Annotated in this window: 10 protein-coding genes, 1 tRNA gene and 2 pseudogenes; 9 read left to right on the plus strand and 4 right to left on the minus strand. The window is 65.2% G+C overall.

From position 1 onward, the window contains the following. Positions 1-55: 55 nt before the first annotated feature. The 3 genes from U5A82_RS06640 to hspQ all read right to left on the minus strand — a co-directional run bounded on the left by U5A82_RS06640 (position 56) and on the right by hspQ (position 3,234). On the minus strand, positions 56-1,996 hold the full coding sequence (locus U5A82_RS06640; RefSeq protein WP_326292866.1) for an OPT family oligopeptide transporter: 1,941 nt from the start codon (positions 1,994-1,996) through the stop codon (positions 56-58). A gap of 121 nt (positions 1,997-2,117) precedes the next feature. After that, on the minus strand, positions 2,118-2,906 hold the full coding sequence (locus U5A82_RS06645; protein WP_326289601.1) for a GDSL-type esterase/lipase family protein: 789 nt from the start codon (positions 2,904-2,906) through the stop codon (positions 2,118-2,120). After that, the gene (gene hspQ / locus U5A82_RS06650) at positions 2,863-3,234 is read right to left on the minus strand and encodes a heat shock protein HspQ (protein ID WP_326289602.1); all 372 of its coding nucleotides are present in this window, start codon (positions 3,232-3,234) and stop codon (positions 2,863-2,865) included. The genes U5A82_RS06645 and hspQ overlap by 44 nt, the downstream gene beginning before the upstream one ends. Positions 3,235-3,358: 124 nt before the next feature. Between hspQ and U5A82_RS06655 the strand changes: the two genes are divergently transcribed. Then, positions 3,359-3,448 (plus strand) — tRNA-Ser (locus U5A82_RS06655). Positions 3,449-3,693: 245 nt separating this feature from the next. Here the strand turns inward: U5A82_RS06655 and U5A82_RS06660 are convergent. Beyond that, entirely contained in the window at positions 3,694-3,936 is a 243-nt protein-coding gene (locus U5A82_RS06660) for a hypothetical protein (protein WP_326293017.1), read from the minus strand. Between U5A82_RS06660 and U5A82_RS21705 the strand changes: the two are divergent. The 8 genes and pseudogenes from U5A82_RS21705 to U5A82_RS06695 form a co-directional block, all read left to right on the plus strand. Further along, positions 3,841-4,056: pseudogene (locus U5A82_RS21705) on the plus strand (BapA/Bap/LapF family prefix-like domain-containing protein); the annotation flags it as partial. The gene U5A82_RS06660 and the pseudogene U5A82_RS21705 overlap by 96 nt on opposite strands. Positions 4,057-4,198: 142 nt before the next feature. After that, complete coding sequence (locus U5A82_RS06665) at positions 4,199-5,710, plus strand: hypothetical protein (protein WP_326293018.1); 1,512 nt, start codon at positions 4,199-4,201, stop codon at positions 5,708-5,710. A 38-nt stretch (positions 5,711-5,748) separates the two neighbouring features. Further along, positions 5,749-9,336 (plus strand): annotated as a pseudogene (locus U5A82_RS06670) (Ig-like domain-containing protein); the annotation flags it as partial. After that, on the plus strand, positions 9,333-14,534 hold the full coding sequence (locus tag U5A82_RS06675; protein WP_326289603.1) for a BapA/Bap/LapF family large adhesin: 5,202 nt from the start codon (positions 9,333-9,335) through the stop codon (positions 14,532-14,534). The pseudogene U5A82_RS06670 and the gene U5A82_RS06675, both read left to right, overlap by 4 nt. Positions 14,535-14,651: 117 nt before the next feature. After that, positions 14,652-15,983 carry a TolC family protein gene (locus U5A82_RS06680; protein ID WP_326289605.1) on the plus strand — a complete coding sequence of 444 codons (1,332 nt, stop codon included), beginning with the start codon at positions 14,652-14,654 and terminating at the stop codon, positions 15,981-15,983. Continuing rightward, on the plus strand, positions 15,980-18,148 hold the full coding sequence (locus tag U5A82_RS06685) for a type I secretion system permease/ATPase (RefSeq protein ID WP_326289607.1): 2,169 nt from the start codon (positions 15,980-15,982) through the stop codon (positions 18,146-18,148). The genes U5A82_RS06680 and U5A82_RS06685 overlap by 4 nt, the downstream gene beginning before the upstream one ends. After that, the gene (locus tag U5A82_RS06690; RefSeq protein ID WP_326289608.1) at positions 18,145-19,332 is read left to right on the plus strand and encodes a beta-barrel domain-containing protein; all 1,188 of its coding nucleotides are present in this window, start codon (positions 18,145-18,147) and stop codon (positions 19,330-19,332) included. Before U5A82_RS06685 ends, U5A82_RS06690 begins: the two co-directional genes overlap by 4 nt. Next, a complete protein-coding gene (locus tag U5A82_RS06695) occupies positions 19,329-22,382 on the plus strand; it encodes a UDP-N-acetylmuramoyl-tripeptide--D-alanyl-D-alanine ligase (RefSeq protein ID WP_326289610.1) in 3,054 nt (1,017 codons plus the stop codon). Before U5A82_RS06690 ends, U5A82_RS06695 begins: the two co-directional genes overlap by 4 nt. Positions 22,383-22,387: the final 5 nt, after the last annotated feature.

Below are 22,387 nucleotides of genomic sequence, written 5' to 3' on the forward strand. Positions count from 1 at the left end.
GGCACAGATGGCGGCGCTTTTCCGCTTCCCTTTAGGACAGGTCAGGCCATATCTATCAGGCCAGCGGGCTGCTCGCCCAGTTTTTGAGCTTTGCATAGAGGCCCGCGATCACGCCTGCAAAGATCAGCACCGATAAGGGCACCGCCCAAGGATTTTCGGCGACCAGCGCCAGCGGCGCGTCGCTGTCCGTGCTGGCGACTATCCCTGCGAAGGCGACGCCGAACAGGCTTTCGCCCACGATGAAGCCGGTCGCCATCAACACGCCCATGCGCTCGGCAAATTCGGGGTTCGACTGGCGCAGCGACCAGCGATTGTAGAAATGGCCGACCACCGCGCCGACCGGGATCAGCAGGGTGAGTGCCATCGGCAGATAGATGCCCATGCCGACCGCGAGCGGAGGCAGGCGCAACTTGCCTGAGCGGCCCAGCAGTTCGTCGATCAGGATGACGACCGCACCGATCCCCGCGCCGATGCCGATCAGGCCCCAGTCGAGATCGCCGCCCAGCACGCCCTTGGCCAGCGCCGAAATCAGCGCGGCCTGCGGGGCGGGCAGGGCATTCTTGCCCGCGCCGGGCGCTCCGGCGAAACCGAAGGCGCTGTTGAGCAGGTCCAGCACCGGCGGGATCACCAGCGCACCGAACAACACGCCCAGGATGAGCGCGATCTGCTGCTTCCACGGCGTCGCGCCGACTAGCTGCCCGGTCTTGAGATCCTGGAGATTGTCGTTGGAGATGGTGGCGATGCCGAACACGATCGCGGTGGTGAACAGGGCATAGGCGACCAGCGCCTGCGTCTGCGACGGATCATTGCTACCCGATCCGTAGATCGCGGCTAGCATCAGCGACGCGCCCAGCACGGCGAGGATGCCGACGCCCGAAATCGGGCTGTTCGACGCGCCGATCAGGCCTGCCATATAGCCGCAGACCGACGCGATCACGATGCCCGCGACCAGCACATAGACCAGCGTCAGGCCGATGACCGGCACCGGATTGGCGGCGATCGGGCCGCCCTGCGCAAAGATCCAGAGCAGCACGCCGATGGGGAGCAGGGCGGCCAATATGGTGCCGCCGACGATGGAGATGGGCAGGTCGCGCTCGGTAATGTCGAGGCTGGCGGCGTTGCCGGACCGTCGGGTGGCGTTGGCGACCAGCGCGGAGCGGATGCCGCTGACGATCGGGCCGAGTATTTTGAGCAGGGTCCAGATCGCCGCCACGCCGATCGTGCCCGCGCCGATGAAGCGCGCCTTCATGCGGAAGGCGGTGCCCACGATATCGGACAGCTCTGCGCCCGTCGGCAAGGGAGCGGTGAGATAGGGGACCAGGCCGACCCAGCTGATGAGCAGGCCGATGAACATCGCGACGCCGACCGACAGGCCGACCAGATGACCCACGCCGATCAGCGCCATCGAAAAGCTGGTGGAGACGGAGGTCGCGCCCGCCCCGAACTTGAAGAAGGTGGCGGCTTCCTCCGCCAGGATACGCGTCTTGGCGATGATGGAGAAGCCAGCGGCCGCGATCGCGCTGGCGACGATGGCGGCCAGGCCGCGCCTGTTCTCTTCCAGTCCCTCGCGCGATCCGGCGCCCACTTTGAGCACTTCGGCGGCCGCGACGCCTTCGGGATAGGGGAGGTCGGACCCGGTCACGAGCGCGCGGCGCAGCGGCACCGAATACATGACCCCCAATATGCCGCCCAGCGCGATAGTGCAGGCGGAGAGCCAATAGGGAAAGCCCTGCCACCAGCCGATGATGACCAGGCCCGGCAGCACGAAGATTATGGCCGACAGCGTGCCCGCGGCCGACGCGATGGTCTGGACGATGTTGTTTTCCAGGATCGTGCCGGTTGCGAACAGCCGCAGCACCGCCATGGAGATGACGGCGGCGGGAATCGACGTGGCGAAGGTCAGGCCGATCTTGAGCCCCAGATAGACGTTCGCCGCCGTGAAGATCAGGGTGATGAGCGCGCCAAGGATGACCCCGCGCAGCGTCAGTTCGGCCATGCCATGGGTCTGTGCCCCCTGGCCCGTCACGTCGCTTGTCACCCTTTATCCCCTTGGCTTGGTATTTGTCCTAAACGACTGGTAATAATGTTGCCGGGTCGTGGATCAATCGGAAAGTGGGTCAGGAGGCGTTTCGCGCCGACGCGGTCGGCGGCAGATGGTCCAGCCAGGCATCGACTAGGCTGGTCCAGCGTTGATAGCCGCGCGCGTTCATATGCAGCCCGTCGGGGCGGAACAGCGACGCGTCGGGCAAGCCGTCCGGCGCCAGCAACACCGTGCCGACATCGATATAATCGAAGCTGCCCGAACTTGCCCGCGCGGCGATGGCGGCGTTGACCTGCGCCATCTTGGGCCACAGCGTCCAGCGCATCGGGCTGGGCTTGAGCGACAGCCAGGCGATCGACGCGCGCGGATAATCGGCGCGCAGCTGCTTGAGCAGCGACAGGATATCGCGGGAGACGGCCTGCGGCGTCGTACCGGCGGCCAGATCATTCTCGCCTACATAGACGACCACGGAGCGGGGCGGGACGGGCGGCAGCAGGCGCTTGTAATAATGCAGCACATGGGCGGTTGTCGCCCCGCCGAAACCGCGATTGACCGTGCCGATATCGGTGAAGCTGCCCGCTATGTCCCACAGCCGGATGCTGGAACTGCCCAGGAACAGCGTGGCGTTGCGGACCGGCGCTCCGGCGCTGTTAGCCCTGGCAAAAGCTTCCACTTCATTGGCGAAGGGGAAGGTCGGATCGGCATTGGGCGCACGGGCAGGCGGGATCGCGGCGGGCGGCGGCGCCGCCAGAACGGCGGTCGGCATCGCGCAGGCGAGTAGCAACGCCGCGAAGCGCGCGCGCGGGCGAGGCGCCGTGCCCTTAATGGCGGTGGAGCGGGCGCAGGCGATATTTGCCGTCCGCATAGGCGCCGAACAGGCCGGTGATGGCGGGATGGTCGATCGGCTCGTCGCTGTCGTCGGCGACCAGATTCTGCTGGCTGACATAAGCGACATAGCTGGATTCGCCATTTTCGGCGAGCAGGTGATAGAAGGGCTGGTCCTTGTCGGGCCGCGCGGTTTCCGGGATCGCTTCATACCATTCCTCGCTATTGGCGAAGACCGGGTCGATATCGAACACGACGCCGCGAAAACCGAACATCCGGTGTTGCACCACATCGCCGATGCTGAAGCAGGCATGGACGATCGGCGGGGCGGTGACGCCAGCGCCGAAAATCTGAATCGTGTCTCTCATACATCCAATTTAGGAGCGTCTTGCGCCGACACAAGAAAAATACCGGAAAGGGCGCTTGGCAAGGGTGATTTCATTCGCTAATGGCCGCCCCTCGACCGGGACGGCGCCATGCCGACCCTTCTGCGGAGAGGTGGCAGAGTGGTCGAATGCACCGCACTCGAAATGCGGCGTGCCCGAGAGGGTACCGAGGGTTCGAATCCCTCCCTCTCCGCCAATTCTTCCTGAAATAATCCCAAACGAACATGACCAGATCGCTGTCGATCGGCAAGCTTGGTTGAGCCTTCCGCGCCCGCTATCATGGGCGATAGGGGCATCCGCCATAAGGCCGAGTATCCCTTTTTCACATCATGGCAGGTCGCGCCCGTCTTCGCGTCGAATTATGTGCGGCCACATGGGCCAAATGCGTGAAATCACATCCGAATTCGGAATCCTTGTACCGCCCATCAAATAAAGTCCGTTCTATCGGCTGCGTAGCCCTTCGCGCGCCCTCTCCACATCCAGGGTGAGCGCCATGACGGCAGGGCAGATCGAAAGGGATCGACGATGGCGGCCGAAATAATCGATAAAGTGACCGGCGCCACTGCCGAGGCCCCTGTCGATGCCATCATGTTGAACGAGCCAAGCGTCGTCCGCCTGCAATTGGACAGAGAGGCCATTGTTGCGCTGGAGCAGAATGGCGATGATCTGATCATCCGGTTGCAAGATGGCAACATCATCCGTGTTGGCAATTTTTACGAGCGGATCGACGGCAGCACGAACGATCTGGTGCTGCGCGACACCGACGGCAACCAGTGGCTGGCCCGATCGGGAAGCCGCTTCCCGCGCTTTTCCTTGTTGAACGACCTCGACGAACTCATTGGCGCTGCGAGCGGCGGCAGTGCAGCGGGATCGTCCCTGATATTGCCGGCCATCATCGGCGGCGTAGGCGTTGCTGGCGTGGCGACTGCAAGCGCATCGGACGCGGATGCAGATGCAGATGCTGATGCTGATGCTGACGCTGATGCAGACGCTGACGCTGATGCTGATGCTGACGCAGACGCTGATGCTGACGCTGATGCGGATGCTGACGCTGACGCTGACGCTGATGCGGATGCTGACGCTGACGCTGATGCTGATGCTGATGCTGACGCTGACGCTGATGCTGACGCTGACGCTGATGCTGACGCTGACGCTGATGCCGATGCCGATGCTGATGCTGACGCGGATGCAGATGCTGATGCTGATGCTGATGCTGATGCTGATGCAGATGCAGATGCAGATGCTGATGCAGATGCAGATGCAGATGCTGATGCTGATGCTGACGCGGATGCAGATGCAGATGCAGATGCTGATGCAGATGCAGATGCAGATGCAGATGCAGATGCTGATGCTGATGCTGATGCGGATGCGGATGCGGATGCGGATGCGGATGCAGATGCTGATGCTGATGCTGATGCTGATGCAGATGCTGATGCTGATGCAGATGCTGATGCCGATGCCGATGCCGATGCCGATGCAGATGCAGATGCTGATGCTGATGCCGATGCAGACGCAGACGCAGACGCGGATGCTGATGCTGATGCGGATGCGGATGCGGATGCTGATGCAGATGCAGATGCAGATGCAGATGCAGATGCAGATGCAGATGCTGACGCTGATGCCGATGCCGATGCCGATGCCGATGCCGATGCGGATGCAGACGCTGATGCAGATGCCGATGCCGATGCAGACGCTGATGCTGACGCTGATGCCGATGCCGATGCGGATGCAGACGCTGATGCTGACGCTGATGCGGATGCCGATGCTGACGCTGACGCTGACGCTGACGCTGACGCTGACGCTGATGCCGATGCAGATGCAGATGCCGATGCCGATGCCGATGCCGATGCGGATGCTGATGCCGATGCTGACGCTGATGCGGATGCAGATGCAGATGCAGATGCTGATGCTGATGCTGACGCTGATGCCGATGCCGATGCTGATGCTGACGCGGATGCAGATGCTGATGCTGATGCTGATGCTGATGCTGATGCAGATGCAGATGCTGATGCGGATGCGGATGCGGATGCGGATGCGGATGCCGATGCTGACGCGGATGCTGACGCGGATGCTGATGCTGATGCCGATGCAGATGCTGATGCCGATGCTGATGCTGATGCCGATGCTGATGCCGATGCTGACGCTGACGCTGATGCAGATGCTGATGCCGACGCTGACGCTGACGCTGACGCTGATGCTGATGCCGATGCTGATGCCGATGCTGACGCGGATGCCGATGCAGATGCAGATGCAGATGCGGATGCTGATGCTGACGCTGACGCTGATGCGGATGCTGATGCTGACGCGGATGCCGATGCAGATGCAGATGCGGATGCTGATGCTGATGCCGATGCTGACGCTGACGCTGATGCGGATGCTGATGCTGATGCTGATGCTGATGCCGATGCCGATGCGGACGCCGATGTCGACGAGCCTGCGCCACCGACGGCCAGCCTGAACGCGCAGGGATCGGTCTGTTCCGGTACGGCGGAGGCCAACGCCACGGTCGAGATCCGCGATGTCGATGGCAATCTGATCGGCAGCGGTACGGCCGAGGCGGACGGCAGCTATGCCATTGCATTGGCCGAGCCGCTGACCAACGGCGAGACGGTGCGTGTCACGCAGATCGATGCGGCGGGCAATGTGTCGCCCCCTACGCTCGCTTTCGCGCCTGATTTTACCGCACCCCAAGCGCCTACAGCAGTTCTTGATACGCTGAGCAGCGTCGTGGGAACCGGCGAAGCCGGTGCGACGGTTACCGTCAAAAATGCCGCCGGTACCGTGCTGGGCACGGGCCAGGTTGGGAGCGATGGCAGCTATATCGTGTCGCTCAGCACGCCACAGAATGATGGGGAGACGCTGAGCGTTACTCAGACCGATGCTGCGGGCAACGGATCGCAACCCGCCTATCTGACCGCGCCTGACGGAACGGCGCCCGATGCGCCGGTCGCTACGATCGCCGATGACGGGCTGACCGTCACGGGCACCGGCGAAGCGGGCGCGACGGTTCGTATCTATGATGAGGGCGGCCTGCTGATCGGAACGACCACGGTCCAGGGCGATGGCACCTATTCAGCCACGCTGGACGTCGCGCAGACCAACGGCCAGGCGCTGACCGCGACGCAGGCGGACGCGGCAGGCAATCTATCCCTCCCCGCCAGCCTTACCGCGCCGGACAGTGATGCGCCCGCCATGCCCGGGGCCAGCATCTCCCCCGATGGCTCCATCGTGACCGGCAGCGGTGAGGCAGGTGCCGTAGTCGAAGTGCGCGATACGCAGGGGCTTGTGATCGGCAGCGATGTCGTACGGCCCGACGGCAGCTACACGGTGACCTTGACGCCCGCCTTGATCGATGGCGAGGCTTTGACCGTCATTCAAGTGGACCCCGCAGGCAATCCGTCGCTGCCCACGCCGATCACCGCGCCGGACCTGACGCCACCCGCTGCGCCCAGTGCGACAATCGCGTCCGATGGCGCGACGATCAGCGGCCGGGGCGAGGTCGGCGCGACGGTCACCGTGACCGACGCTGCGGGGACGCCGATCGGCACGGCGCAGGTGGACGCCAATGGCGACTATCTGGTCGAACTGGATACGCCATTGATCGACGGGGAGGTCGTCAGTGTCATCCAGAGCGATACGGCGGGCAATCCCTCACTCGGCACCAGTGTGACGGCACCCGATTACACGCCGCCGCCGTCGCCGACCGCGATGATCGACGGGACGGGGTCGGTGGTGACCGGGTCGGTCGTCAGCGGTACCGGCGTTGCCGGGTCCATGATCGAGGTGCGCGCCGCCGACGGCACGGTGCTGGGCACCGGCGTGGTCGATGCGCAAGGCAATTTCACGGTGCGGCTGGACACGCCGCAGGTGGATGGCGAACCACTGGGTGTGGTGCAGCTGGACCAGGTCGGCAATCCGTCTGTACCCACACCAATTATAGCGCCGGACCTGACGCCACCTGCTGCCCCCAGCGCGACGATCACGCTCGATGGTGCGACGATCAGCGGCCGGGGTGAGGTCGGCGCGACGGTCACCGTGACCGACGCTGCGGGGACGCCGATTGGCACGGCGCAGGTGGACGCCAATGGCGACTATCTGGTCGAACTGGATACGCCCTTGATCGACGGGGAAGTCGTCAGTGTCATCCAGAGCGATGCTGCGGGCAATCCCTCGCTCGGCACCAGCGTGACGGCGCCCGATTACACGCCGCCGCCCTCGCCGACCGCGATGATCGACGGGACGGGATCGGTGGTGACCGGATCGGTCGTCAGCGGCACCGGCGTTGCCGGGTCCACGATCGAGGTGCGCGCGGCCGATGGCACGGTGCTGGGCACCGGCGTAGTGGATGCGCAGGGTAATTTCACGGTTCGGCTGGACACGCCGCAGGTGGATGGCGAACCGCTGGGCGTGGTGCAGCTGGACCAGGTGGGCAATCCGTCGCTGCCGACGCCGATCACCGCGCCGGACCTGACGCCGCCTGCTGCGCCCAGCGCGACGATCACGCTCGATGGCGCGACGATCAGCGGCCGGGGTGAGGTCGGCGCGACGGTCACCGTGACCGACGCGACAGGAACGCCGATCGGCACGGCGCAGGTAGACGTGAACGGTGATTATCTTGTCACGCTGGATACGCCCTTGATCAATGGGGAGGTGGTGAGCGTCATCCAGAGCGATGCGGCTGGCAATCCCTCGCTTGGCACCAGCGTGACCGCACCCGACTATACGCCGCCGCCCTCGCCGACCGCGATGATCGACGGGACGGGATCGGTGGTGACCGGGTCGGTCGTCAGCGGCACGGGTGTTGCCGGGTCCGTGATCGAGGTCCGTGCGGCCGATGGCACGGTGCTGGGCACGGGCGTGGTGGATGCGCAGGGTAATTTCACGGTTCGGCTGGACACGCCGCAGGTGGATGGCGAACCGCTGGGCGTGGTGCAGCTGGACCAAGTGGGCAATCCGTCTGTGCCCACACCAATTACGGCGCCGGACCTGACGCCACCTGCGGCCCCCAGCGCGACGATCACGCTCGATGGTGCGACGATCAGCGGCCGGGGTGAGGTCGGCGCGACGGTCACCGTGACCGACGCTGCGGGGACGCCGATCGGTACGGCCCAGGTGGACGTGAACGGTGATTATCTTGTCACGCTGGATACGCCCTTGATCGATGGGGAGGTCGTCAGCGTCATCCAGAGCGATGCAGCGGGCAATCCCTCGCCCAGCGTCAGCGTGACGGCGCCCGACTATACGGCTCCACCGGTACCGACAGCCGATATAGACGACGCCGGGCGGGTCGTGACGGGCACGGGCGTTGCGGGATCGATCATCGCGGTGCGTGCGACCGATGGCACGCCGCTCGGCAGCGCGATCGTCAATGCGCGGGGCAATTACACCGTCACCTTGTCGCCGCCACAGATCAACAGCGAGCCGTTGACCGTCACCCAGTCCGATGGCGTCAATGTGTCCGGCCCGACCAACATAACCGCGCCGGACCTCACGCCACCCGATGTGCCGTTCGCCACCGTTGCGCCCGATGGCGCATCCATCAGCGGTACGGGCGAACCGGGCGCGACCGTTACCATCACCGATCCGACCGGTTTCGAGATCGGCACCGCGACGGTCGGGGAAGATTCCACCTGGCAGACGACGCTCGTGCCGCCGCAGACGCATGGCGAGCCGCTCGGCGTGATACAAAGCGATGGTGCGGGGAATGATTCGCCGCAGCTTCAGGTCAATGCGCCCAATCTGAACGGCCCGGATGCGCCCGACCCCGTGACTGCCACGGTTTCAGGCAATGGCGAAACCGTCACCGGGACCGGCGAGATCGGCGCGACCGTCAGCATCAGGGGGCCGGGCGGGCTTCTGCTCGGCACCGCGATCGTGGATGGGAACGGCGACTATAGCGTCGACCTCAACCCGCCGCAGCGCAATGGCGAAACATTGGTGGCCGTGCAGACCGATGTCGATGGCTTCAGTTCGGTGCCCGTCCTGGTGATCGCGCCGGATATAACGGCGCCCGGCATACCGATCGCGCAGATCGATCAGACCGGCGCTGTCGTGACCGGCTCGGGGAGCGGGGCGCGACGGTGACGGTGCGGGATACCGATGGAACGACCATCGGCACGGGGACCGTCGATGGTCAGGGCCATTTTGCGATCACGCTCGCTGCGCCGCAAATTGATGGCGTGCCGATCAGCGTGACGCAGACCGACGGCGCGGGCAATGAGTCCGGTCCAGCAATCCTTCCCACGCCGGACTTCACCGCGCCGATCGCCCCGACCGGCGTCATAACGGGTGATGGGACGGAGATCAGCGGCGCGGGCGAAGCTGCCGCGACGATCACCGTTACCAATGCGGCCGGAACGGTCCTTGGCACGGCGCTGGTCGCCGGCGACGGCAGCTATAGCGTGACGCTGAACCCGGCGCAGGCCAATGGCCAAGCGTTGATCCTGGTCCAGGCCGATCCGGCAGGCAATGTGTCGCCGCAAGTGCCGATCACGGCGCCCGACATTACGCCGCCTGCTGCGCCCACGGGCACGGTCACGTCGGATGGTACGACGATGACGGGAACCGGCGAAGCTGGCGCGACGATCCGCATCACCGATCCGTCAGGAGCGCAGATCGGAACCGCCACTGTCGGGGTCAATGGCAGCTATGTCGCGACGCTGACGCCGCCGCAGGTGAATGGCGAGACGCTGGGCATCGTCCAGACCGATGCGGCCAACAATCCGTCGGTGCAGGTCAATGCCATCGCGCCGGACTTCACCGCGCCTGTCGCACCGACCGGCGTCATCACCGGCGATGGCACGTCGATCAGCGGTTCGGGTGAGGCCGGGGCTACGATCCGGATCACCAATGCCGCCGGCACGGTGCTGGGCACGGCGCTGGTCGCTGGCGACGGCAGCTATAGCGTGACGCTGAACCCGGCGCAGGCCAATGGCCAGGCGCTGACCCTGGTTCAGGCCGATCCGGCAGGCAATGTATCGCCGCAGGTGCCGATCACGGCGCCCGACATCACGCCGCCCGCTGCACCTACAGGCACGGTCACGTCCGATGGCGCGACGATGACGGGCACGGGCGAAGCCGGTGCGACGATCCGCATCACGGATCCGTCAGGCACGGTGATCGGCACGGCGATCGTGGCCGCCAATGGCAGCTATGTCGCGACACTGACGCCAGCGCAGGTGAATGGCGAGACGCTGGGGATCGTCCAGACGGACTCTGCCAATAATCCATCGGTACAGGTCGCTGCCATCGCCCCCGACATCACTGCGCCTGTCGCGCCGACCGGCGTCATCACCGGCGATGGTACGTCGATCAGTGGCTCGGGCGAGGCCGGGGCCACGATCCGGATCACCAATGCGGCCGGCACGGTGCTGGGCACGACGGTGGTCGCTGGCGACGGCAGCTATAGCGTGACGCTCAGCCCGGTGCAGGCGAATGGCCAGGCGCTGACCCTGGTTCAGGCCGATCCGGCGGGCAATGTGTCGCCACAGGTGCCGATCGCCGCGCCCGACATCACGCCGCCTGCAGCACCTACGGGCACGGTGACGTCCAATGGCGCGACCGTGACCGGCACGGGCGAAGTGGGCGCGACGATCCGGATCACCGATCCGGCTGGTACGGTGATCGGCACGGCGGTGGTAGTCGCCAATGGCAGCTATGTCGCGACGCTCACGCCGCCGCAGTTGAATGGCCAGACGCTGGGCATCGTACAGACCGACGCCGCCAACAATCCCTCCATCCAGGTCAATGCCATCGCGCCCGACACCACCGCGCCGCTCGCACCGACAGGAACGGTGTCGGCCAGCGGCACGACTGTGACCGGCACGGGCGAAGCGGGTGCGACGATCCGCATCACGGACCCGTCGGGGACGGTGATCGGGACTGCGCTGGTGGCCGGGGACGGCACCTATAACGCGACGTTGACCACGGCGCAGACCAACGGCCAGACGCTGGGCATCACCCAGACGGATGGTGCGGGCAATGTGTCGCCACGGGTGCCGACGATCGCGCCTGACAGCACGCCGCCTGTCGCGCCTACGGGCACGGTGACGTCCGACGGGACGGTCGTGAACGGCACGGGTGAGGCGGGCGCGACGATCCGGATCACCGATCCGGGCGGGACGGTGATCGGCATCGCCACGGTCGCCGCCAATGGCACCTATAGCGCGACGTTGACCACGGCGCAGACCAACGGACAGACGCTGGGCATCAGGCAGGCCGATGCGGCGGGCAATGTGTCGCCGCAGGCCACGACGCTTGCGCCCGACACCACCGCGCCACTCGCGCCGACCGGCACGGTCGCTGCCGGTGGTGTCGAAGTCACCGGCCGTGGCGAACCCGGCGCGACCATCCGCATCACCAATGCGGCCGGCGTCACGCTGGGCACGGCGCTGGTGGCAGGCGACGGCACCTACAGTGCGACGCTGTCCAGTCCGCAGACCAATGGCGAGCGGCTGACGCTGGTCCAGGCGGACCCCGCAGGCAATGTGTCGCCACAGGTGCCCCTGACCGCGCCCGATACGACGCCACCCCCGGCGCCGACCGCCGCCATCGCCGCCAATGGCGGATCGGTGAACGGACAGGGTGAGGCTGGGGCGACGATTACCGTCAGAAATGCCGGTGGCACCGTTCTGGGCACCGCCATCGTCGCGGCCAACGGCACCTATTCGGCAACGCTCAGCCCCGCTCAGCTCAATGGCGAGCAACTGACCGTCAGGCAGACGGACGGGGCCGGCAACAGTTCGCCGAACATCGCTATCACCGCGCCCGATCAGACCGCGCCCAATGCCCCGACGGCGACCGTTTCCCCTACCGGAACAGTCGTGACGGGTGCAGGTGAAGCCGGTGCCACCGTTACGGTGACGAACGCCGCGGGCGTCGCGATCGGCAGCGCGCTGGTCGCGGCCAATGGCACCTATTCGGTGACACTGAGCCAGGCACAAGCCAATGGCGAAACCGTGCGGGTCTTCCAGACCGATCCGGCGGGCAATGCGTCGACCCTCACCAGCGTCCTTGCGCCCGACATCACGGCGCCGTCTGCGCCAGCGAACCTGGCCGTCAACGGCACCGGCACCACGCTGACGGGCATCGGCGAAGCCGGGACCACGGCCCAGGTGCGGGATGGAACGGGTACGGTGATCGGCTCGGGACTGGTGGGACCGGATGGTCGCTTCTCGATCACGCTGGGCAGTCCGCAGATCGGCGGCCAGAATCTGACCGTCACCCTGACCGACGCGGCAGGCAACCAGTCCATTCCAGCCGCCGTTGGCGCACCGTTCGATATCGCCGCGTTCGACAACAGCACCATCGCGCTGGTCGATCTGCTGCCGGTGTCGACAAGCGTCAATCATGGCACCGCCACCTATACGGCGCTGGTGTCGCTAGGGGCGCTCAACCTGGATGCGCAGGTGCTGGCGACCCCCAATGTGCAGTTCACCGTGGCCGACGGACACAGTCTGAACGCCGTCTTCACCTACGATGCGCTGCTCAGCATCGGCGTTCTGAGCGGCTATTCCGTGGGCGTGCAGCGTTGGAACGGCACCCAATGGGTGGCCGTGGGCGGTGGCAGCGGGGCATCCGTGCTGCAACTGAGCCTGCTGAACGGGGATCTGGTCAGCACTGAAACGCTGGCGCCCGGCCAGTATCGCGCCTTCGTGACGTTCGATGGCACATTGGGCGTGGGCCTGCTCGGGGCGCTCAACGTAGCGGGGACCGATTCCGATTTCACCGATATCGGCGGGATCGTGCCGCAGCAGATCCAGGGCAATGTCATCACCGATCCCAGCCCGGGCGGTTATGTTGACATCGTCAGCCCGCAAACCGTGATCCAGAGCGTGACCGTCAACGGCGTGACGACGGCGGTCAATGCGAATGGCACGGTGGTCAATGGCGCGTTCGGCCGCCTAGTCATCAACCTGGACGGCAGCTACAGCTATACGCCGTCGGCCAGCGCCGCGGCGATCGGCAAAACAGACGTGTTCCAATATACGCTGGTCGACCGGAGCGATGGCGAGACGGAGACGGCCACCCTGTCCATTGCCATCGGCAGCCCCGACATCACGGCCGCGCCGGTCGCCAATCACGACACGGCAACCGCATCCGTGCGCTACCAGAATGTGGTGCAGACCGTGTCGGCCGCGCTGGACGGGACGTTCACGACAGCCGGGGCCATACTTCTCAATCCCGGCGTGGGATCGAAGTCGAACAGTTTCACCGTTGCGGCAAACAGCGAGTCGGACATCACATTCACCGTTATCCGCACCGGTTTGCTGAGCGTTTTGCCCAACTATACGATCACGGTGAAGAATGCGGCCAACGTGACGGTCGGCACTTATTCGGCCACATCCGTTGCCGGGCTTCCCTTGGGGTCGGGCATCACGCACACGTTCAACGATCTGCCGTCCGGCACCTATACCTACACCGTATCCAGCGCCAACGCGTTGGGTGCGAGCTATGTATCGAACGTCTATATCGGTCAGTCGATCACCCATTTCGACCAGTTCACCGTATCGGGCGTCACTGGCACGCAGGGCGAACTGTTGGCCAATGACGTGACCGGCACGGCCTTCCCGGTGGTGAAGGTCGGCACCGGCAGCGGCTTCGTGGAGGTCGGCGAGACGCCGATTACCATCACGGGTGTCTATGGCCGACTGACGGTGAACGAAACCGGCCACTACAGCTACACGCCGAACACCAATATCGCGCATTCCACGGTCAATCTGGTGGACAGCTTCACCTATCAGGTGGTGCAGCCCAATGGGGTGGCCGCCACGGCGACGCTCGATGTGACGATCAATGTCGGTACCGGCACGATATCGTCGCTGATGGCGATGGAGGATGCCACCTTGCGCTTTGACGATGCGGCGGCGGTCAGCGACGAACCGCATCATCTGGCGCGGTCAGCGTCCGAACCGGCGGTCGCCACGGCATCGGAGCCTGCGACGATGACCGAGCCTGCGCATGAACCCGACACGCTCGTGGCGGCGGCGGCGGACGATCCCGTGGCGACGGGCGCCGAACCGGCGGCTACGACGGTGTCCGACGCCGTGCTGGGCGAGCTGGCCTATCAGATGTTCGAAGGACAGGGCATGTTGGAGGATGTGCTGTCCGCCTATCTCGATCGCCAGCCATTGCCGGAACATGTCGATCTCACCGCAACAGCGGCGTCTGTAACGGACAGCATCGACCTGACACCTATTGATGCACCGCAGGATCCGCTAGGATATCTGTCCACATCGGATGATATCGAAAAACATAACATAAGTAATACTCATGTGTTATAGTCAATCACTGTAACAATAGAGAACGATGAAATTCATAATCATGACAATATCATAACAACATCTTAACATTAGTATGTTCGTAACCAATGCCACCCATCCTGGTCATGACTGAAAGGTATGACCGGGATGGAAAAAGGGTTCCATAGCGGCACTGGCTGTCTCCTCATGGCAGGCAGCCTGCTGATATCGTCTGCGTTTGCGCAGACCGGAGCGACGGTTGATCCCGCCGGGCCGGTTACGCTGGAGAGCGCGGCGCGCGAAGCCATCGCCTGGCACCCTGCGCTGACGCAGGCGGCAGGCGATCTCAATGCACGCGGGGAAGACGTCAACGTCGCGCGTGCCGGCTATTCGCCGCAGATCAGCGCAGGCCTGGCGACAGGCTATGACAGTCGCCTGACCGGCGACTGGCGTCCGCGCCCGCAGGTCAGCGCGTCGCAGATGATCTACGATTTCGGCAAGGTCGGCAGCGCCGTGGATGCGGCGGAGGCGGGCACGCGGGTCGGCGCTGCCGACATGCTTCTGGCGATCGATGGCCTGATCCGCGACATCGGCTATGCGCTGATCGAGGCGCAACGCGGCGAAGCCCTGCACCAGGTGGCGTTGGAACAGCTGGAGCGTGTCCGCGCCATCAGCGATCTGGTGGACAGCCGCGTCGGCAAAGGCGCGGCGACCCGGTCCGACGGGCTACAGGCGCAGGCACGGGTGGAAGCGGTGATCGCCACCCTGTCGCAGATCGAGGCGGCGCGTCGCCGCTGGTCGAGCAATCTTGCTTATCTTCTGGGCCGGTCGGCGCCGCCGACGCAGGTCGATGCGGACGTGCCCGGGTGGCTGATGGCCGCATGTCGGCAACCCCCGCCCGATTGGGACATGGTGCCCGCAGTCATGCGGGCGGAGGCGCAGAGGGATCGCGCGGTCGCGGACCTGCGCCGCAGCAAGGCGGAGCAGAAACCGACCATCTCCATCGGCGGCACGGGCACGATCGACGTGTCCAATCCCTTGTCCGACCGGCGCAGCGCCTATTCGCTGGGCTTCAACGTGACGAACAATGTGTTCGGCGGCGGCATCACCAAGGCGCGGGTGCGCGGCGCGGCCTATGCACTGGACGCCGCCGATGCCGCGACCGAACGCGCGCGCAACGAAACCGCCCAGCGCCTGGCCGAAGCGCAGCAGCAGATCGACAGTCTGGCCGCGCTGCGCAAGACCCTGGCATCGCGGCAGGACAATATGAACGAGACGGGCAAGCTGTATCGCCTGCAATATCTGGAGATGGGCACCCGCACCTTGGTCGACCTGCTCAACGCCGAGCAGGAGTTCCAGCAGGTCCGCTTCGAAGCGACCAACGCCACCCACGACCTGCGGCGGCTCCAGATGGATTGCCTCTATCATTCGGGCCGCATGCGGGCGGCTTTCCGCCTGACCGGCACGGTCGTGCGCGGGGTGACGCTATGAACATGATGCCGCCGGTCCGTCCGACCGTCCGCCCGGCCGTCAGTGCGGGGACGATCGACGCCTGGCTGGAATTGCTGCAACAGGTCGCGCATCATTATGGTCTGCCCAATAGCGAACAGGGCGCCAGGCTCGCGGGTCTATGGGCCGGGATGGACGGGGAGCAGGCGAAGGTCCGCGGCATGGCGCGCGCGCTGGGTCTGTCCGTCCGGTTCAAGGTGCCCGGCGTCGGGGAGCGGCTGTCGGGATGGCGGCTGCCGATGATCGTGCGGATGAGCGACGGCGCGCTGGCGCTGGTGACGGCCATATCGGAGGATGGCGAGGCGACCCTGTCGCTGGCGGGCGAAGGCGGACTGCGTGCGCATATGCCGATGGCTGACATCGCGCGGGGCGCGACCCTGCTGGCGATCGCCCGGCCGGTGCGCGCGGCACCCGATGCGCGGGTGGACCCTTATATTCATCAACATCAGGATAACTGGCTGCGGCGTATCCTTTATCAGGACGCGCGCTCTTACGGCCATGTGATGGTGGCGTCGTGCATTGCCAACGTCCTGGGCCTGTCGGGCGTCATCTTTTCCATGCAGGTCTATGACCGGGTGGTCCCGGCGGAATCCTATCCCACCCTCTATATATTGGCGCTGGGCGTGGCGTTGGCGATCGGCTTCGACTTCCTGCTGCGGCGGCTGCGGATGAACATCGTCGATGTGCTGGGCAAGCGGGCGGACCTGCGCATGTCGGACAAGGTGTTCGGCCATGCTCTGCGCGTGCGCAACCGGGCGCGACCGACTTCCACCGGCACCTTCATCGCGCAATTGCGCGACCTGGACCAAGTGCGGGAACTGCTGACCTCCACCACCGTGGCCGCGATCGCGGACCTGCCCTTCTTCCTGATCTTCCTCGTCATCCTGTGGTTCATCGGCGGGCCGCTGGTGCTGGTGCCGATCGCGGCGCTTTTCCTGCTGATCGTGCCCGGCCTGCTCGCGCAGCGACGGCTGCGCACCTATGCCACCGCGTCGATGCGCGAATCCTCGCTGCGTAATGCGATGCTGGTGGAGGCGGTGCAGGGCATAGAGGATATCAAGGCGTTGCAGGCCGAGGAACGGTTCCAGCAGCATTGGAACCGCTACAATGCGCAAGCGGGCGAGGCGCAGTTGAAGCTACGCGGCCTGACCAACAGCCTGACGGTCTGGACGCAGAATGTGCAAAATGGCGTCTATGCCGGGATCGTGTGCGTCGGCGCGCCGATGGTGATCGCAGGCGACATCACGACCGGCGCATTGGTCGCATCGTCCATATTGGGATCGCGGATGATGGCGCCGATGTCGCAGGTGACGGCGCTGCTCAGCCGTTTCCAGCAATCGAAGGTCGCGATCGGCAGCCTCAACCAGATCATGGCGCTGCCGGTCGATCGGCCCCACGCCGAACATCGTATTTCGGTAAACGCGATTGCGGGCGCGATGACGATCCATTCGGGCGTGTTCAGCTATGCCGACCCGAACAGCCCGCCCGCCCTGACCGTGCCCGAACTGGAGATCGCGGCAGGTGAGAAGATCGCGCTGCTCGGCCGCAATGGCGCTGGCAAATCGACCCTGTTACAGGCGCTGTCGGGCATGTTGCAGCCGGTGTCGGGCGAAGTGCTGGTCGACAATCTGGCGCTGGGTCATATCGACCCCAACGACCTGCGCCGCGACGTGAGTTTCCTGTCGCAGCATAGCCGCCTGTTCCACGGGACCATCCGCGAAAATCTGACACTGGGCGCGCCCGACGTGTCGAACGAGGAAATACTCTCGATGCTGGCGATGACCGGGGCCATCCAGTTCGTCCGCCGCCTGCGCGCCGGGCTGGAGCATGTCATCCTGGAAGGCGGGCAGAGCCTGTCGGGCGGGCAGATCCAGTCGTTGCTGCTGGCCCGGCTGCTGCTGCGGCATCCGCGGGTCGCGCTGCTGGACGAGCCGACCGCGGCGATGGACGAGGTATCCGAACGACACTTCATCGACGGCCTCAAGACATGGGCGCAGGACCGGACGCTGGTGATCGCGACCCACAGGATGCGCGTGCTGGAACTGGTCGACCGGGTGATCGTGATCGACAATGGCACGATCCTGCTCGACCAGCCCAGGGATGCGGCGCTGCGCACCATGCAGGCCAATAAGGCGAGGGTGGCATGAACGCGGCGGCGATGGACGACGAATGGCAGTTCGACGACGAAGGCCGCAGCCGCCTGACGGGCGCCAAGCGGCTGCTGTGGCTGGTGACGGCGCTATTCGTGGTCGCCTTCACCTGGGCCTGGTTCGCCAAATTGGATGAGGTCGCCAGCGGCAGCGGGCGCGTGGTGCCGACCAGCCGGGAACAGATTATCCAGTCGCTCGAAGGCGGCATCATGGCGAAACTGCTGGTTCGTCGGGACGACATCGTGCAGCCGGGGCAGATATTGGCCCAGCTCGACCCCACCCAGGCGGGATCGACGGTGGATGAAAGCGCCGCCAAATATCGCGCCGCGCTGGCCAGCGCGGCGCGGTTGCGGGCGGAAGTCAGCGGGACCGCCATCGCCTTCCCCTCCGAACTGGACGATTATCCCGATCTCAAGGCCGCCGAGGCGCGGCTGTACCAGGACCGGCGGCAGAGCCTGGCCAGTTCGGACAGACTGATCGATGAATCACTGGCGCTGATCAACAAGGAAGTCGCCATCGGCGAATCGCTGATCGCGGTCGGCGCGGCGAGCAATGTCGAAGTGCTGCGACTGAAACGGCAGCGCGCCGAACTCGCGCTCAAGAAAGCCGATCTGCGGTCCCAATATCTGGTCGAGGCGCAACAGGATCTGGCGAAGGTCAGCGAAGAGGTGGAGGCGCTGGCCCCGGTCGTGCGCGGCCGGTCCGACACGCTCCAGCGCCTGACGCTGCGGTCGCCGGTGCGGGGCGTGGTGAAGAGCATCGAGGTTTCCACCATCGGCGGCGTGGTGACGCCCAATGGCGAGATCATGCAGATCGTGCCGCTGGACGACCAGTTGCTGATCGAGGCGCGGATCGCGCCGCGCGACATCGCCTTCATTCATCCCGCCCAGCGCGCGACGGTCAAGATTACCGCCTATGACTATGCCATCTATGGCGGCCTGGAAGGCGAAGTGGCGAGCATATCGCCGGACACGATCAGGGATGAGGTGAACCCGGACGTCTATTATTACCGGGTGTTCGTGCGAACCAAATCGGTGTCGCTGGTCAACAAGGCGGGCAAACATTTCCCGATCGTGCCGGGCATGATCGCGACGGTGGACATCCACACCGGCAGCAAGACGGTGATGCAATATCTGCTGAAACCCCTGAACCGTGCCCGTGAAGGACTGCGCGAGCGATGAACGCGATGATCGACCAGAAACTGTCCGCGATCGCGGAAAAGGTGGCGCAGGCCCCGAGCGTGACGATCGACGGCGCGCCACGCACGATCCTGTTCCTGTCCTTCACCGACGGCACGGCGCGGGCGCGGACGATCACCTTGTCGGGCCCGGACGGGTCAAGCTGCTGGCGGTCGGCAGTGCCGATATTGATGGCGGCGGCGGATCAGTTGCGTTGGCTGCGGGTCGATTGGGTCCGCGCGGTCGAACAGAGCGACTGGCGCAGCCTGCGCCAGCGTCTGGGCGCGACCAAGCGCAACTATTTCCGGCTTGGCATAGCGCTCGACGCGCGGCTGGAACGGGCTTTCCTGGAAACGGAGATCAACGCCAACGCCATGTTCTACGGCGGCCAGGGGCATCCGACCGCCATCGTCAACGAAGGCAATATCCGCCGCTATGCCCGGCTGCGCCACTGTGCAGGCGCGATCGACTTCGGCGACGATGCGCCTGTCTGGCTCTTTTCGACCGGGGGCCTGTTCATGGGCGAGGATGGCGTCGTTCATACGATCGGCGGGCAGGGGCGCAATGCCGGGCGACGGACGGTGGATCGGCTGGACCCGGACCTGCTGCTGCGCCTGATCGATGACGGCAGCGCCTATCTGGCGTCGCAGGTGCGGGCCGATGGACGATTCCATTATGGCTGGCACCCCTGTTTCGACAGGGAGATCGCCGCCTATAACAGCCTGCGCCATGCCAGCAGCACCTATGCGATGCTGGAAAGCTGGGAGGTGACGCGCGATCCGGATCTGCTGGCCGCGATCGAGCGGGCGCTGACCTATCTGGAGCGCGTTCTCATCGCGTCGGTCGATCTGCCGAACGGGACGCCGGCGGCGTTCCTGATCGATCCGGGCAACGAGATCAAGCTGGGCGGCAATGCCGTCTGCCTGCTGGCGCTGGTCAAATATAGCGAACTGATGGCGACCGATCGCTATCGCGTGCTGCTCGATCGGCTGGCGACGGGCATCCTGTATATGCAGGACGCCGCGACCGGCCGCTTCGTCCATGTCCTTGATTATCCGACCCTGGCGGTGAAGCAGGAATTTCGGATCATCTATTATGATGGCGAAGCGGCGTTCGGGCTGATGCGGCTATACGGCCTAACCCGCGATCCGCGCTGGATCGCGGCGGTGACGCTGGCCTTCGACCATTTCATCGCGGCGGGCCATGCATCGGCGCACGATCATTGGCTGGGCTATTGCGCGAACGAGCTGACCCGGCACCAGCCCAGCGAAACCTGGTATCGCTTCGGGCTGGACACTATTCGCGACTATCTCGACTTCGTGGAAAGGCGCATCACCACCTTCCCCACTTTGCTGGAACTGATGATGGCGGCGCAGCATATGATCGCGCGCCTGGCCGCCGACCCGGACCACAGCCATCTGCTGGACAGCATCGATCTCGTCCATTTCGATCGGGCGCTGCATGCCCGCGCCCATTATCTGCTCAACGGCCATTTCTGGCCCGAACTGGCGATGTTCTTCGCCAATCCACGCCGGATCGTCGGCAGTTTCTTCATCCGCCACCATGGCTTCCGCGTGCGGATCGACGATGTCGAACATTATCTGTCGGGCCTTATCGCCTATCGTCGTCACCTGCTGGACCGTCAGGTGCAGGCCCCTGTGTCCCCGCCCGAAAGCGGCTGGACCGCGCGCAGCGTGGCGCAGGCGACCGGCGGGCGCTGGATAGCGCCGCCGCCCGCCGACTGGAGCGCGCAGGGCCTGTGCATCTTCCCGCTCAGCCAGCGCCCGGGCGATATGGTCGTCGTGCGGGGACGGGAAGGCGAGCGCGGCATCGCGCCGCGGGCGATCGACAGCGTGAAGCCGCGCGCCAGCGCCATCATCACCAGCGCGCCGGAGCGTTTCGCAGCCAGCGGCCTTCCCGTGCTGGCGGTGCAGGACAATGACGATGCGATACTGGCGCTGGGTCGATATGCGCGCGCGGCCATGACCGGCAAGCTGATCGGCGTGACCGGCAGCGCGGGCAAGACGACGATGGTCGCCATGCTGGCGCGCGCGTTGCGCCCCTGGGGTGATGTCGGCGAGACGCGCCTGAACGCGAACCTGCCCCATGGAATCGGGTGGAACCTGGCGTCCATCCCCTGGAATACGCCCCATATCGTGATGGAACTGGCGATCGGCCGCATGCGGCAGAATGCGATGCTCACCCGTCCCGATATCGCGGTTTTCACCAACATCGCCGCAGCCCATCTGGAATATCATCATGATCTGACCACGGTCGCGCGGCGCAAGAGTGCGATTTTCCAGGGCATGGCGCCGGGCGGCGTCGCCATCCTGAATGCGGACATGCAGCAACTCGCCAGCGTCCGGGCGCTGGCGCAGGCCCGTGACCTGTCCGTCGTCACCTATGGCCTGTCGCCCGAGGCGGATTTCCGCCTGATCGATCGGCGCGAGGGTGCGATCATGGTGCAGACGCCGGGCGGCGCGCTGCACTATCGGCTGGCGGCGCCCGGACAACATATGGTGCTCAACAGCGTCGCCGTGCTGGCGACGCTGTCCGTCCTGTCGCTGGACGCGGGCAGGGGGCTGGATGCGCTTGCCGACTTCCGTCCGCTGGCGGGGCGTGGCGAGGAACTGGCTCTGACGATCGAGGGGCGACGGCTTTGCCTGATCGACGACGCCTATAATGCCAACCCCGAATCCATGGCCGCCGCGCTGGCGCTGCTGGGCGCGCGACGGGGCAGGCGGCGCGTCGCTGTGCTGGGCGAAATGCTGGAATTGGGTCCGGAAGCGACGCGCTATCACAGCGCGCTCGAACCGCTGATCCACGCCCATGGCATCGATCGCGTCCATGTCGTGGGCAAACATTATGCACAGCTATGGGCCGGTCTGCCCAGAGCGCGTCGGGGGCTTTACGCCGATGATGTCGGGCAGTTACGCACCTGTCTCAAAGACATGATCGAGGATGACGATGTGCTGTTGATCAAAGGCTCGCATGGCAGCGCGGTGCATCAACTGGTCGACCAGTTGAAGGCCGATGCCCGGCAGATATCATGACCATT

It is taken from the genome of Sphingobium sp. CR2-8 (assembly GCF_035818615.1).
GTDB lineage: Bacteria > Pseudomonadota > Alphaproteobacteria > Sphingomonadales > Sphingomonadaceae > Sphingobium.